Source organism: Streptomyces pimonensis (genome assembly GCF_041380215.1).
In the GTDB taxonomy this organism is placed as follows: domain Bacteria; phylum Actinomycetota; class Actinomycetes; order Streptomycetales; family Streptomycetaceae; genus Streptomyces; species Streptomyces pimonensis.
On sequence record NZ_JAHWZY010000015.1, the window covers coordinates 20,398 to 35,056 of the forward strand.

A 14,659-nucleotide genomic window follows, 5' to 3' on the forward strand; every position below is an offset into this window, starting at 1 on the left:
GAGCCCGATGAGCCAGGCGGCACAGAACCTCAACTGGTTGATCACCAACTTCGTGGACAACACCCCAGGGGTGTCCCACACCGTCGTCGTGTCCGCCGACGGTCTCCTGCTGGCCATGTCCGAGGGGTTCCCGCGCGACCGCGCGGACCAGCTCGCGGCCGTCGCTTCGGGACTGACCTCCCTGACGGCCGGCGCCTCCCGGATCTTCGAAGGCGGCAACGTGGCACAGACGGTCGTCGAGATGGAGCGGGGATTCCTCTTCCTCATGTCCGTCTCGGACGGCTCCTCCCTGGCCGTTCTCGCACACCCCGAATGCGACATCGGCCTCGTCGGCTACGAGATGGCTCTCCTGGTCGACCGCGCGGGGGCGGTCCTCACCCCGGACCTGCGCGCCGAGCTACAGGGAAGTCTGCTCCACTGATCGGCCCCGGCACCACCCGTCTCACCACATCACCGTCCGGCCGCCACACTCCCCCCACCGGCCCCGTCAGACGGCTTGACTGCCCGACTTGCTGTCCCGTCCGGAGGACCCATGACCCCGCCCACCGCCTCTCATGATCCGTACGCGGAACCGTACGAGGACGAGGGCGATCAGCCACTGGTACGTCCCTATGCGATGACCGGTGGCCGGACCAGGCCGCGTTATCAGCTGGCCATCGAGGCACTGATCAGTACGACGGCCGACCCGGCAGCGCTCATGGGGCTCCTTCCGGAGCACCAGCGCATCTGCCACCTGTGCCGTGAGGTGAAGTCGGTCGCCGAAGTCTCGGCGCTGCTCAACATGCCGCTGGGTGTTGCCCGGATCCTGGTGGCCGACTTGGCGGAGGCGGGTCTCGTCGCCGTGCACCAGCCGGGCGGCGACGAGACGACCGGCGCCCCGGACGTGACACTGCTCGAAAGGGTGCTCAGTGGACTTCGCAAGCTCTAACGGCGGGGCGGTCTCCGACAACCGTGCCACCACCTCGGCGAAGATCGTGGTGGCGGGTGGCTTCGGCGTGGGCAAGACCACGTTCGTCGGGGCCGTTTCGGAGATCAACCCGCTGCGCACGGAGGCCGTCATGACGTCTGCTTCGGCAGGCATCGACGACCTCACCCACACCGGGGACAAAACGACCACGACGGTCGCCATGGACTTCGGCCGCATCACACTGGACCAGGACCTGATCCTGTACCTGTTCGGTACACCCGGCCAGGACCGCTTCTGGTTCATGTGGGACGACCTGGTGCGCGGCGCCATCGGCGCGGTGGTCCTGGTGGACACCCGCCGGCTGGCGGACTGCTTCCCGGCGGTGGACTACTTCGAGAACAGCGGGCTGCCCTTCGTGGTCGCCCTGAACGGCTTCGACGGGCAGCAGCCCTACCAGCCGGAAGAGGTGCGCGAAGCGCTGCAGATCGGGCCCGACACCCCGATCATCACCACCGACGCGCGGCACCGCGCGGACGCGAAGTCGGCGCTGATCACCTTGGTCGAGCACGCCCTCATGGCGCGCCTCAGGTAGGAGCGCACCAGGACGGGAAGCGGTGTACGGCGGTTGTCGTAGCCGCACCGGGGCCGGCTGTGTCCTCCGACACGGCCGGCCCCTGCGTTCATAACGTTTCGGCAGAGGAATCGGGGAAGTCCGACACGCGACGCGGTCGCGCGGTACCGCTGCGCGCACGAACGGCCCGCCTTTTGCCGGTGCTCGCTCTGTATGACCGTTTTATCTGGGACTTACATCACTCGGGTTTCCCGCCTTCCAGTGTTTGGAAGAGCGTTGGTCGGCATGCTGAAATGCCTGAACTGCCCAATAGTCAAAGACGTAATACTCAGTCGATGGCACACCGGGCTCTGAGATACAGCGGCACAACGATGGTGCCGACCGCCGAGAGGTTGTTGGTCGAGTGAGGCGAAGCAAGAACAGTCCCGAGCCGTCGTCGGCCCGGGGCAACTTCACGCCGCCGCCGCGCACAGCGGCACCCGCCCCCGTTCCCGGACCGACGGCCGTACCCGCCAGGAGCGGAGGACGCCTCTCCCCGCGCAACTGGCGCGTGACGACCAGGCTGAACGCGATCCTGCTCATACCCGTGCTGGTCGGCCTGGTCATGGGCGGCTTCCAGGTGAAGAGCTCGATCGACACCTGGAACGAGGCCGAGGACGCGGAGAACACCGCCCACCTGGTCCAGGCCTCCCTCACCTACGCCAACGCCCTCTACAACGAGCGGGACATCACCGCGGTCCCGCTGTTGCAGGGCAAGGGCAAGGACGACCCGGACGTCACCAAGGCCCGCGCCGCGACCGACAAGGCCGCCGACGCCTTCGACGAGGCCGCGCAGAGCATGCCGGACAAGCCCGGCCTGGAGCGCCGGCTGAAGCTGTTCCGCGAGGCCGAGCCCCAGCTGACCTCGCTGCGCGCCGCGGCGTACACCTCCAAGCTCAAGGGCGTCGCGACCGAGGAGGGCTACGTCTCCGTCGCCCACCCCCTGATGGAGTTCGCCAACGAACTCGGTCTCGGCACCGGCAACATCACCAGCTACGGACGTACGGTCTACGCGATCTCGCTGACCAAGTCGGCCCTGTCGCTGGAACGCTCCATCGGCATGCACCTGCTGGTGAAGCCCGGCCCGACCGACAGCCAGCTCGCCAGCCAGCGCGTCGCCCTCTCCTCCTACGCCTACCTCGAGCGCATCGCCGTCGAGGAGTACAGGGGCGGTGGCACCGAGGCCGACGTGGAGAAGCTGGAGCAGACGGCGCAGCGGATCCAGGCCGAGGGCACGGCCATGGCCCAGGAGGCCAAGCGGAGGGACCCGGACTACGTGGCGCCGCCCGCGAAGACGGAGACCATGATCTCCGAGCTGAGCCGGCTCTCCTCCACGGACGCGTCCGCACGCGCCGAACTCGCCGCCCAGGGCATCACCCCCGCCAACTGGTGGTCCGTGAACACCCTCAAGTTCGACGGTTACCGCGAGATCGAGTCCGACCTCGCCGGCGCCGCGGTGAGCGAGGCCTCCCGGATCGCCGACGACGCCCGGCGCGACGCCTTCATCACCGGTGCCGCCGTCGTGGTCGCCCTGCTCGCCGCGTTCATCCTGGCCGGCATGGTGGCCCGCCAGATGATCCGCTCCATGCGCCAACTGCGCAACGCCGCCTTCGACATCGCCGAGCAGCGGCTTCCGATGCTCGTCGACCAGCTCTCGCGCACCGACCCCGGCCGGGTGGACACCAAGGTCGTGCCGATCCCGATCTCCTCGACCGACGAGATCGGCGAGGTCGCCCGCGCCTTCGACCAGGTGCACCGCGAGGCCGTCCGGCTCGCCGCCGAACAGGCGCTGCTGCGGGGCAACATCAACGCGATCTTCACCAACCTGTCGCGCCGCAACCAGTCGCTGATCGAGGGCCAGCTGACCCTGATCACCGACCTGGAGAACAACGAGGCCGACCCGGACCAGCTGGAGAACCTCTTCCGCCTGGACCACCTCGCGACCCGTATGCGCCGCAACGGCGAGAACCTCCTCGTCCTCGCCGGCGAGGAGCCCGGCCGCCGCTGGGACCAGCCGGTGCCGCTGGTCGACGTGCTGCGCGCCGCCTCCTCCGAGGTGGAGCAGTACGAGCGCATCGAGCTGTCCGGCATCCCCGAGGCCGAGATCCACGGCCGCGCGGTGACCGACCTCGTGCACCTGCTCGCCGAGCTCCTGGAGAACGCCACCACGTTCTCCTCGCCCCAGACCAAGGTCCGCGTCACCGCGACCCGTCTCCCCGACGGCCGCGTGATGGTGGAGATCCACGACAAGGGCATCGGCCTCACCGCCGAGGACTTCGCCGACATCAACCACAAGCTGGCCAACCCGCCGACCGTGGACGCCGCGATCTCGCAGCGCATGGGTCTGTTCGTGGTCGGCCGGCTGTCCGACCGGCACGGCATCCGGGTCCAGCTGCGCCCCTCCGGCGAGCAGGCCGGCACCACGTCGCTGGTCATGCTGCCGGAGGCGATCACCCACGGCGGTGGCGGCGAGCAGCAGGTGGACCGCGACGAGTTCACGGTCTCGCAGATCATCCCGGAGCAGAACTCCCCGGGTGAGGACTTCGGCCGGCAGCCGCTGCGCACCGCCGCGGAGCTGGGCTTCGACGACACCCGCTACTCCGAGGTCCCGGACGACATCCGCGATCTGGACCCGGTCGGCCGTTCCCTGATGCGCGAGGAGCGCCGGACGCCCCTGGAGTCCCAGGCGCAGCCCGAGCCGACCGCCGCGAACGCCCAGGAGGCTCCCGAGGCGCCCGCCTACCCGGACGAGTTCGCCGCCCCGCAGGGCTACGGCGACGGCCAGGGCTACCACGGCGACGGCCAGGGCTTCGACGGCGGCTACCAGGAGCAGCAGACCGCCGGGTACGACCAGCAGGCGTACGGCAACGGGCAGCGGGGCACGTACGAGCAGCCGCAGCAGCAGACGTACGGCGAGGGGTTCCACGCGCCGAACGGCGGCCCGGCGCAGAACGACGGCTTCTCGTCCAACGGTGGTTACCCCGGCCACTCCTACACGGAGCCGGTCCAGGACGGCAGCACGGCGGCGGGTGCCGCCGACCCCTTCTCGTCCTTCACCGGACGACGCCAGGAGGACGACTGGCCGCAGCAGGACGGTTACCGGAACGATCATCCGGACCGGTACCCTGCTCAGGCCCCGGAGCCGGAGAGTGCGCAGGCCGCTGACGCGCGTGAGCAGGACAGCGTAGGCTTCGGCCGTCCGGGAACGACTGCCTCCGACGCCCACGCGTTGACCGACACCGGCCTTCCCCGCCGTGGCTCCACCGCGGGCGACACGAACGGCTCGGGCGGCGCACGGCACATGGACCAGGAGCCGCCGGCTTCCACTCCGGAGGGCGCCAGCGGCTGGCGTTCGGCGAACGACGAGCGCTGGCAGCAGGCATCGTCGCTCCGGAAGCCCAAGGCGGGCGGAGTGACCTCCTCCGGCCTGCCGCGGCGGGTCCCCAAGGCCAACCTGGTCGAGGGCGCCGCCGAAACCACCCCTCAGGGAGGCCCCCAGGTCTCCCGCGCCCCGGAAGACGTCCGGGGCAGGCTGAGCAACCTGCGACGCGGTGTCCAACGGGGCCGCAGCGCGGGCAGTGAAACGAACGGTCAGGGCTTCGGTTCTGACAGCACCTACAACCAGGAGCGTTAGTGTGAGCCCGATGAGCCAGGCGGCACAGAACCTGAACTGGTTGATCACCAACTTCGTGGACAACACCCCGGGGGTGTCCCACACGGTGGTGGTCTCCGCCGACGGACTCCTTCTGGCGATGTCCGAAGGCTTCCCCCGTGACCGCGCCGACCAGCTCGCGGCCGTCGCCTCCGGTCTGACGTCTCTGACGGCAGGCGCCTCCCGGATCTTCGAGGGCGGCAGCGTGAACCAGACGGTTGTGGAGATGGAGCGGGGATTCCTGTTCATCATGTCCATTTCCGACGGTTCGTCGCTCGCGGTTCTCGCACATCCGGAGGCGGACATCGGCCTCATTGGGTACGAAATGGCCCTTCTGGTCGACCGGGCGGGTACGGTCCTGACCCCGGATCTCCGAGCGGAGCTCCAGGGGAGCCTTCTCAACTAGAGGACAGACGGTGCGTTTCGGCGTCCCGGGGCCGTAAGGTTTCGGGACGCGGCTCCACAGTGATGGGTGCGAGGCACAGTCGGAGGAGGAGAAAGTGGCAACACCCCCAGGCGGTTCATCCGTGGGCGACTGGTCGTACGGTCCTGCACAGGGCCAGAACGACGGCGCCCAGAGCGGGTACGGCTACCCCTCCACCCCGAACCACCGGCAGCCGTACGCGCCGCAGGGCCCCGGCCCTTCGCCGTACGACCAGCCGCACGCCCCGCACGTCCAGCCGCAACGCCGAGCACCCGAACCGGCGCCCGCCGGGGCGTCGAACAATCCCCTGGTGCGCCCGTACGCGATGACGGGCGGTCGCACCAGGCCGCGGTACCAGCTCGCCATCGAGGCGCTGGTGCACACCACCGCGCAGCCGCACCAGATGCAGGGCCAACTGCCCGAGCATCAGCGGATCTGCCACCTCTGCCGGGAGATCAAGTCGGTGGCCGAGATCTCGGCCCTGCTGACCATCCCTCTCGGCGTGGCCAGGATCCTCGTCGCCGACTTGGCGGAGGCGGGACTGGTCGCCATCCATCAGCCCGGCGGCGACGAGAGCGCCGGCGGCCAGCCAGACGTGACACTGCTCGAAAGGGTGCTCAGTGGACTTCGCAAGCTCTAGCGGCGGTCCTTCCCGCTCCACCACCTCGGCGAAGATCGTGGTGGCGGGTGGCTTCGGCGTGGGCAAGACCACGTTCGTCGGGGCCGTTTCGGAGATCAACCCGCTGCGCACGGAGGCCGTCATGACGTCTGCTTCGGCAGGCATCGACGACCTCACCCACACCGGGGACAAGACGACCACGACGGTCGCCATGGACTTCGGCCGCATCACACTGGACCAGGACCTGATCCTGTACCTGTTCGGTACACCCGGCCAGGACCGCTTCTGGTTCATGTGGGACGACCTGGTGCGCGGCGCCATCGGCGCGATCGTGCTGGTGGACACCCGGCGTCTCGCCGACTGCTTCCCTGCGGTCGACTACTTCGAGAACTCGGGTCTCCCCTTCGTGATCGCCCTGAACGGCTTCGACGGGCAGCAGCCCTACCAGCCGGACGAAGTCCGGGAGGCGCTGCAGATCGGGCCCGACACCCCGATCATCACCACCGACGCGCGGCACCGTGCCGACGCGAAGTCGGCGCTGATCACCCTCGTGGAGCACGCCCTGATGGCCCGCCTCCGCTAGTCGGCCGGCCTGCGCCACTGGGCTGCCGGGGGCCGTCGCATGCCGGGGGCGGGGGGCCCGCGGCTTGCCGCGCGGTTCCCCGCGCCCCCGGGAGGCGTCGCGCCGGCCGGGGTACGAAGAAGGGCCCCTCCCTTTGTGGAGGGGCCCTTCTCGTCGATGAGGTCAGCGCCAGCTGTGGGGGGCCCGGAAGCCCGGTTCGCGTTCCAGACGGCGCCAGCCGGCCCGGGCGCGGCCACGGTGGACCGGGGCCGCCGGCTGCGCGGCAGCCCTGGCCAGCAGGATCGCCGTGATCGCGGCGACCTCCTCCGGCCCGGCGTGCCCCTTCTCGACACGGATGTCAGGTGTGCTCATGGCTATCGGTCTCCCTGGGAGAGATGTCCGCCGGATCACTGCGGCGGGTTGCCGTGCTTGCGGGACGGCAGGTCGGCGTGCTTGGTCTGCAGCATCGCCAGCGAACGGATCAGCACCTCACGCGTCTCGGCGGGGTCGATCACGTCGTCGACCAGACCGCGCTCGGCCGCGTAGTACGGGTGCATCAGCTCGGACCTGTACTCCTTGACCATGCGGGCCCGCATGGCGTCGGGGTCCTCGGCCTCGGCGATCTGGCGGCGGAAGATGACGTTGGCCGCGCCCTCCGCGCCCATCACCGCGATCTCGTTCGTCGGCCAGGCGTAGGTGAGGTCGGCGCCGATGGACTGGCTGTCCATGACGATGTAGGCGCCGCCGTACGCCTTGCGCAGGATCAGCGAGATCCGCGGCACCGTGGCGTTGCAGTACGCGTACAGCAGCTTCGCGCCGTGGCGGATGATGCCGCCGTGTTCCTGGTCGACGCCCGGGAGGAAGCCGGGGACGTCCAGGAAGGTGAGGATCGGGATGTTGAAGGCGTCGCACATCTGGACGAAACGGGCGGCCTTCTCGGACGCCTCGATGTCCAGCACGCCCGCCAGCGACTGCGGCTGGTTGGCGACGATGCCGACGACCTGGCCGTCCATCCGGGCCAGGGCACAGATGATGTTGCGCGCCCAGCGCTCGTGGACCTCCAGGTACTCGCCGTCGTCGACGATCTCCTCGATGACCTTGGCCATGTCGTACGGCCGGTTGCCGTCGGCGGGGACCAGGTCCAGCAGGACGTCGCTGCGGCGCTCCGCCTCGTCGGAGCACTCCACGCGCGGCGGGTTCTCCCGGTTGTTCTGCGGGAGCAGGGAGAGGAGGTAGCGCACCTCGTGGATGCACGTCTCCTCGTCGTCGTAGGCGAAGTGGCAGACGCCGGAGGTCTCGGCGTGCACGTCCGCGCCGCCCAGGCCGTTCTGGGTGATCTCCTCGCCGGTGACCGCCTTGACGACGTCCGGGCCGGTGATGAACATCTGCGAGGTGTCGCGGACCATGAACACGAAGTCGGTGAGGGCGGGACTGTAGGCCGCGCCGCCCGCGCAGGGGCCGAGCATCACGCTGATCTGCGGGATGACGCCGGACGCCTTGGTGTTGCGCTGGAAGATGCCGCCGTACCCGGCGAGGGCCGACACCCCCTCCTGGATGCGGGCGCCGGCGCCGTCGTTCAGCGACACCAGCGGCGCGCCGGCCGCGATGGCCATGTCCATGATCTTGTGGATCTTGGTGGCGTGGGCCTCGCCCAGCGCACCGCCGAAGATCCGGAAGTCATGGGCGTAGACGAAGACCGTACGGCCCTCGACGGTGCCCCAGCCGGTGATCACGCCGTCCGTGTACGGCTTCTTCTCCTCGAGACCGAAACCGGTGGCCCGGTGCCGGCGCAGCTGCTCGACCTCGCGGAAGGACCCCGCATCCAGCAGCAGTTCGATGCGCTCCCGCGCGGTCAGCTTGCCCTTGGCGTGCTGCGCCCGGGTCGCCTTCTCGCTCGGGCCGGCCAGCGCCTGGGCACGGATCTCGTGCAGTTCGGCCACGCGTCCGCGCGCATCGGTCGGCTCACCCGGCGCCTCATCCAAAACGGTCATGTAGTGACCTTACGAAGCCCACCCGTGAATGCGAGCCGTTCACTCCTCACAGTCCTTGGGGTGTTTTCCTGGTACCCCTGAACAGAACCTGGGCGGCATGCAGCCGTTCCGACTGCTCAGAGGGCATCCGGCTTGTAGGAGTCACACAAAGACGTCACCTGGGAGCCGCCTCGCATTCATGGGCGGCGCGTGCACCCGTTCGGGTCGGTCCGCCCCTGGAGCGTAGCGGTGGCCGCGGCCCGCCCCTCCCCCGGGGTCTCAGCCGAAGCGGTTCAGGAGCTTGCGGTAGAGGCCGGGGGTGAGGGCGCGCACCCGGGAGGGGAGGGCGAGCCAGGCGGGGATGTAGGTGTCGTCGCGGCTCCGGGAGACGGCGCCCCAGACGGCGGCCGCGACCCGGCCGGGTGAGGTGGGGCGCGGGTGGGAGCGGCGGTACGGCGTGCCGCGGCGGGCGAAGAAGCCCGTCTCGACGGGGCCGGGTACGACGAGCGTCACCCCCACCCCCGTACCGCGCAGTTCCTGCCGGAGCGCCTCGGCGAACGCGGCGAGCCCGGCCTTGGCCGCGGAGTACACCGCCTCCTCCCGTACGCCCACCGAGCCGGCCACCGAGCCGACGAGCACCACCCGGCCGCCGCCGGCCTCCACCATCGCGGGCAGCACCTCCCGCACGAGGTGCAGCGTCGCGTTGAGGTCCAGGAACAGCACCCGGTCGATGTCGGTGTGCGGCATCGTCAGGAACGGCCCCGCCCAGCCGATGCCCGCCCCGGCGACCAGCACGTCGATGCGCCCGGTCTCCCGCAGCGCGGCCTCCGCCAGCATCCTCGCCCCGTCCGGCGCGGCCAGGTCGGCGGGCAGCAGGACCGCCGAGGTGCCGGCCGCCGTCTCCTCCAGCCGCCGGCGGTCCCGGCCGCTGAGCAGCAACTGCCAGCCCCCGGCGGCGAAGCGCCGCGCGGTGGCCGCGCCGATGCCCGAGGAGGCGCCGGTGACGAGGGCGACGCGCCGGTCCGTGTGCGGCGGCCCGTGGCCGTGCGCCGCCGGGGCCGGTGCGGCGGCGCCGCGTGCGGGGTCCGCCGGGGGGTCGTAGGTGGAGCCGGAGCCGGTGGTGGTCACGAGTCGGTCTCCCATGCGCTGTCGCTGCGGGTCCTCGTCATCCAGGACACCCCCACTCCGGTGTGCCGCGCCAGCGCTGGAGTCCCGTCGGCCCGGTCCGCCCCGGCCGCCACCGGCGGGCGGTTTCCGGGCTCCCGGGCCCTGTGCGCCGCGCCGCGGGACCACCCCTGCGGGCCGTGGGATGCGGCCAGGCGGGCGTACGGCGGGCGGGTGCGCGACCTCGTGCGCCGGGACGTGAGCGTACGGATCGAGGGGTGCGCCGCCGGGGAGGCGTCGGGCAGACGCTCCGGGAAGCGGGTGGCGCTCCACGCGGAGTGCTCCCGGCACTTCGTCCGGCGCAGCCGCCGCACCCACTCCACCGGAACCGCGACCGGGGACCCCACCCACTGCGGCGGCCCGATCGCGCCATCCTCGCCAGACATGTTGAAAGTTCAACGTAATGGGTCTACGGTGGACCTCGTCGAATTAGTTGAACGTTAAACCTCACTCTTCCAGGAGGAACACCATGGGTATCTTCGGCCGCAGGAACGACGAGACCGCCACCGTGACCACCGGCTCCACGGTGAACCCGGACCTGACCGGGCTGACGGGCGAGTACACGATCGACCCCGCGCACTCCACGTTCGGCTTCGTCGCCCGGCACGCCATGGTCACCAACGTCAAGGGCAGCTTCCAGGACTTCACCGGCACGCTGCACCTGGACGGCGCCGACCCGTCCAGGTCCACGGCCACCATCGACGTGGTGATGGACAGCATCGAGACGGGCAACGCCGACCGTGACGGCCACCTGAGGAGCGCCGACTTCTTCAGGACGGACGAGTTCCCGACGATGACCTTCCGCACCACCACGGCGGAAGCCCTCGGCGGAGACGACTACCGCATCACCGGCGACCTGACCGTCCTGGGCACCACCAAGCAGCTCAGTATCGACCTGGAGTTCAACGGCGCCGCGAAGGACCCCTTCGGCAACGAGCGCGTCGGCTTCGAGGGCAAGGCGGAGATCCTGCGCTCCGAGTGGGGTCTGACCTGGAACGCGGCGCTGGAGACGGGCGGCGTCCTGGTCTCCGACAAGATCAGGCTGAACTTCGACATCTCGGCGATCCGCAACGCCTGATCCCTCCGACGGCTCCCCTCCCGGCGCCTCCCGAGCACGCCCGCCCCGCCCCCGTACGGGAGGGCGGGCGCTCGGCATGTCCGGAGGGGAACCCATGACGGCTCAGAAGTCCCCGCCGAAGCCGCCTCCCCCGCCGAAGCCGCCACCGAAGTCGCCGCCGCCGCCGAAGCCGCCGCCGCCGAAGCCGCCACCGAAGTCGCCGGCGTCGAAGTCCGCGCCGGAGACGTCGCCTCCCTCGTAACCGCCGAAGTCGCCGTAGCCGGCGCCGTAACCGGCGCCGTAGGCGGGGCCGGCCATCATGCCGCCGAGCATGGTGCCGACGAGCAGGCCGGGCAGCAGGCCGCCGCCGAAGTAACCGCCGGCCCAGGGGCCGTACGCGGGGCCGGCGTCCCAGTAGGGGCGGCGCCCGTAGTCGGTGTCGACCTCGCGGACGACGGGGTCCAGACCGTCGGCGAGACGGGTCCGGTCGGCCGCGCAGACCGGGACCTCGCGCTCGGCGCCACCCGGCGGCGTCCAGACGGCGTCGGCGACCGAGGGGCCGTGACGCGGGTCGAAGAAGCAGGGCGGACGGCGCTCCGGCAGCGGCCGTCCCTCCCGGCGGGCGGCGAGGGAGGCGAGGGCGAAACGACCGTCCTCCACGGCGTGGGTGACGGCCCGGACGTCCTCCGGTTTGCGGGCCGCGGCCATGAGCGACTTGGACCGCTCGTAGTCGTCCAGCGCGTGCGCGTAGTCCGCGCGCATCGCGTCGTCCGCGCCGGGTTCGCCGGGGTGGAAGTCGAGGCGGTCGAGCTCCTCGCCGAACGCGGTGATGTCCTCGTCCACCACCACCCGCAGCTTCTCCAGCGCGGCCCGCTGCTCCTCCTCACGGCGGCGCCGGTTGCGGCGGGACACGGCGTAGACGCCCGCGCCGCCGGCCGCCACCAGCGCACCGACGGTGATCAGCCCGCCGACGGGGACCTCACCCGAACCGTCGCTCCACGAGTTCGGCGCGGAGCCGCCGGTGTTGCGCAGCGCACTGTCGACGAAGTCGTTCAGCTGGGCCTTGGCGTCACCGGCGCCCTGCACGGACATGACCAGGTTCCGCACGCCCTGGCGGCTGAGCACGCTGCTGTCGGCGCGCGCGTCGAACCGGTCGCCGAGGCGGATGCCGTACAGACCGGTGACACCGGTCTCGGTGCGCAGGTTCTGGAAGAGGTTCTGCGTCGGGTGGTCCGCCGGGAGGACCGCCACGAAGACGGGCTCGTCCGCCTCCTCGATCTTGTCGGCGAGTGCCTCGGCGTCGGACTCCGCCAGGATGTCCCGGGCCGCGGGATCGACGTAGACGGGGCTCTCGCGCAGCGCGCGGGCGATCTCCGAGACGTCGGTGGCCGCCTGCGCCCCCGGCGCACCGGCCGTCAGGACCGCCAGTACGGCGGTCACCGGCACGATCAGCAGGCGTACGAGGGTACGCATCGTCGCGTCCTTCATATCTTCGAAGCTACCCCAATCCATCCGCAAACGGACATCGGGGCCGGCGGGGGCTCCGGAGACACCCCTGCCGGACGGTCCCGTACGGGGTCCCCTATGCGGCCGGTTCCACGCCTGCCCGCAGCAGCCCGTACGCGTAGGCGTCCTCCAGCGCCTGCCAGGACGCGGCGATGACGTTCTCGGCGACGCCCACCGTCGACCACTCCCCCGCCCCGTCGGACGTGGAGATCAGGACGCGGGTGGTGGACTGGGTGCCGTGCTTGCCCTCGAGGATGCGGACCTTGTAGTCGACCAGCTCCAGTCTGGCGAGCTGCGGGTAGATCCTCTCCAGGGCGACGCGCAGGGCGCGGTCCAGGGCGTTGACCGGGCCGTTGCCCTCCGCGGTGGCGACGATGCGCTCGCTCTTGGCCCACAGCTTCACCGTGGCCTCGTTGGCGTGGGTGCCGTCGGGGCGGTCCTCGACGATCGCGCGCCAGGACTCGACGTCGAAGTACTTCAGCGGCCTGCCCTCGGCCTCCGCGCGCAGCAGCAGCTCGAAGGAGGCGTCGGCCGCCTCGTACGTGTAGCCCCTGAGTTCGCGCTCCTTGACCCGCTCGACGACCCGGCCGACCAGCTCGCGGTCGCCGCCGAGGTCGATGCCGAGTTCCTTGCCCTTGAGCTCGACGGAGGCGCGCCCGGCCATGTCGGAGACCAGCATCCGCATGGTGTTGCCGACCTGCTCGGGGTCGATGTGCTGGTAGAGGTCCGGGTCGACCTTGATCGCGGAGGCGTGCAGGCCCGCCTTGTGCGCGAAGGCGGAGACACCGACGTACGGCTGGTGCGTGGACGGGGTGAGGTTGACCACCTCGGCGATGGCGTGCGAGGTGCGGGTCATCTCGCGCAACCGGCCCTCGGGCAGGACCCGCTTGCCGTACTTCAGTTCCAGGGCCGCCACCACCGGGAACAGGTTGGCGTTGCCGACGCGCTCGCCGTAGCCGTTGGCGGTGCACTGGACGTGGGTGGCGCCCGCGTCGACGGCGGCGAGGGTGTTGGCGACCGCGCAGCCGGTGTCGTCCTGGGCGTGGATGCCGAGCCGGGCGCCGGTGTCGGCGAGCACGGTGGAGACCACGGCCTGGATCTGCGCCGGAAGCATGCCGCCGTTGGTGTCGCACAGGACGACGACGTCGGCGCCGGCCTCGGACGCGGCGCGGACCACCGCCTTCGCGTACTCGGGGGCGGCGCGGTAGCCGTCGAAGAAGTGCTCGCAGTCGACGAAGACCCGGCGGCCCTGTTCCTTGAGGTAGGACACCGTGTCGCGGACCATCTCGAGGTTCTCCTCGAGGGTGGTGCGCAGGGCGAGCTCGACATGGCGGTCGTGGGACTTCGCGACCAGCGTGATCACCTGCGCACCGGAGTCGAGGAGCGCCCTGACCTGCGGGTCCTTCGCGGCGATGGTGCCGGGGCGACGGGTGGCGCCGAAGGCGACCAGCTGGGCGTGCCGGAACTCGATCTCCTGCTGGGCGCGGGCGAAGAACTCGGTGTCCCGCGGGTTCGCGCCGGGCCAGCCGCCCTCGATGAAGCCCACGCCGAACTCGTCCAGGTGCCGGGCGATGGCGAGCTTGTCGGCGACCGTGAGGTTGATGCCCTCGCGCTGGGCGCCGTCGCGCAGGGTGGTGTCGAAGACGTGGAACGAGTCGTCGGGCTCGCTGGGTGCGGTCATGGTCTGAAGGCTCCTGAGTTGATCTCGGTCTACCGGAATGACCGGTTCCGCCGTTCCCTCATGGTCCCCCACGCCCCGCTCCCTGGCTGTGGGTGGGCCAGGAAACAGAAAAACCCCTCGCGGGTGCGAGAGGTCTGCGCGCGGGTCGAGGACGACGGTGTCCGCCCGTACCGTGTCGTACGTGCGGTCACTGCGGACCGGCGCGCCTGCTGCCAATAATCGTGGCGAACGAGAGCACGGGGGGAGTCTGGCACAATCCGCCCCCGCGCTCACGGTCCGTCTCAGGATGCGGGCGGTACGTGCTCGGCGCAGACGGCGGGCGAAGACGTCCCGCAGGCCGTCGGCGTCGTCCGGGACCAGGTCGGCGGCCCGGCTGCCGAGAGCCTCGACGCGTCCGTCGCGGCTCATCGCGACGGACGCCCCCACACGGCTCTCTGTACGGCCCCCCTGCTTACCCGTTTCCCCGCTCCCCCATGGACGCTTCTCCCCCCTGCCCCGCGCCGAGGG

At 70.8% G+C, this 14,659-nt stretch carries 14 protein-coding genes; 8 read left to right on the forward strand and 6 right to left on the reverse strand.

All coding sequences use genetic code 11. From position 1 onward, the window contains the following. The first annotated feature begins 7 nt into the window (after positions 1-7). From KYY02_RS16830 to KYY02_RS16860, 7 genes are all read left to right on the forward strand, one after another. Positions 8-421: a roadblock/LC7 domain-containing protein gene (locus KYY02_RS16830; RefSeq protein WP_003973453.1), complete on the forward strand. Its 414-nt coding sequence runs from the start codon at positions 8-10 to the stop codon at positions 419-421. Between the two features lie 111 nt (positions 422-532). Continuing rightward, a complete protein-coding gene (locus tag KYY02_RS16835) occupies positions 533-928 on the forward strand; it encodes a DUF742 domain-containing protein (protein WP_004924977.1) in 396 nt (131 codons plus the stop codon). Next, a complete protein-coding gene (locus tag KYY02_RS16840; protein ID WP_371238771.1) occupies positions 909-1,499 on the forward strand; it encodes a GTP-binding protein in 591 nt (196 codons plus the stop codon). Before KYY02_RS16835 ends, KYY02_RS16840 begins: the two co-directional genes overlap by 20 nt. Positions 1,500-1,881: 382 nt before the next feature. After that, positions 1,882-5,151, forward strand: coding sequence for a sensor histidine kinase (locus KYY02_RS16845; RefSeq protein WP_371238772.1), 3,270 nt, complete (start codon positions 1,882-1,884; stop codon positions 5,149-5,151). A gap of 10 nt (positions 5,152-5,161) precedes the next feature. Further along, complete coding sequence (locus KYY02_RS16850; protein ID WP_004983065.1) at positions 5,162-5,575, forward strand: roadblock/LC7 domain-containing protein; 414 nt, start codon at positions 5,162-5,164, stop codon at positions 5,573-5,575. Positions 5,576-5,669: 94 nt separating this feature from the next. Next, positions 5,670-6,233: a DUF742 domain-containing protein gene (locus KYY02_RS16855; RefSeq protein ID WP_371238773.1), complete on the forward strand. Its 564-nt coding sequence runs from the start codon at positions 5,670-5,672 to the stop codon at positions 6,231-6,233. Beyond that, positions 6,214-6,795 (forward strand): GTP-binding protein, encoded by a 582-nt coding sequence (locus tag KYY02_RS16860; RefSeq protein ID WP_030216560.1) that lies wholly within the window; start codon positions 6,214-6,216, stop codon positions 6,793-6,795. The genes KYY02_RS16855 and KYY02_RS16860 overlap by 20 nt, the downstream gene beginning before the upstream one ends. A 162-nt stretch (positions 6,796-6,957) precedes the next feature. Here the strand turns inward: KYY02_RS16860 and KYY02_RS16865 are convergent, their stop codons facing one another. From KYY02_RS16865 to KYY02_RS16880, 4 genes are all read right to left on the reverse strand, one after another. Further along, positions 6,958-7,146, reverse strand: coding sequence for an acyl-CoA carboxylase subunit epsilon (locus tag KYY02_RS16865; RefSeq protein WP_371238774.1), 189 nt, complete (start codon positions 7,144-7,146; stop codon positions 6,958-6,960). Between the two features lie 35 nt (positions 7,147-7,181). Then, a complete protein-coding gene (locus KYY02_RS16870; RefSeq protein WP_371238775.1) occupies positions 7,182-8,765 on the reverse strand; it encodes an acyl-CoA carboxylase subunit beta in 1,584 nt (527 codons plus the stop codon). Between the two features lie 258 nt (positions 8,766-9,023). Then, positions 9,024-9,872, reverse strand: coding sequence for an SDR family NAD(P)-dependent oxidoreductase (locus KYY02_RS16875; RefSeq protein ID WP_371238866.1), 849 nt, complete (start codon positions 9,870-9,872; stop codon positions 9,024-9,026). Further along, positions 9,869-10,294: a hypothetical protein gene (locus KYY02_RS16880; RefSeq protein WP_371238776.1), complete on the reverse strand. Its 426-nt coding sequence runs from the start codon at positions 10,292-10,294 to the stop codon at positions 9,869-9,871. The genes KYY02_RS16875 and KYY02_RS16880 overlap by 4 nt, the downstream gene beginning before the upstream one ends. An 83-nt stretch (positions 10,295-10,377) precedes the next feature. On the opposite strand from KYY02_RS16880, the gene KYY02_RS16885 reads away from it, so the two are divergent. Beyond that, the gene (locus KYY02_RS16885) at positions 10,378-10,986 is read left to right on the forward strand and encodes a YceI family protein (protein ID WP_371238777.1); all 609 of its coding nucleotides are present in this window, start codon (positions 10,378-10,380) and stop codon (positions 10,984-10,986) included. A 102-nt stretch (positions 10,987-11,088) separates the two neighbouring features. Here KYY02_RS16885 and KYY02_RS16890 read toward each other — a convergent pair whose 3' ends face one another. Next, on the reverse strand, positions 11,089-12,453 hold the full coding sequence (locus KYY02_RS16890; RefSeq protein ID WP_371238778.1) for a hypothetical protein: 1,365 nt from the start codon (positions 12,451-12,453) through the stop codon (positions 11,089-11,091). Positions 12,454-12,547: 94 nt separating this feature from the next. After that, positions 12,548-14,152: a citramalate synthase gene (gene cimA / locus KYY02_RS16895; protein WP_371238779.1), complete on the reverse strand. Its 1,605-nt coding sequence runs from the start codon at positions 14,150-14,152 to the stop codon at positions 12,548-12,550. Positions 14,153-14,659: the final 507 nt, after the last annotated feature.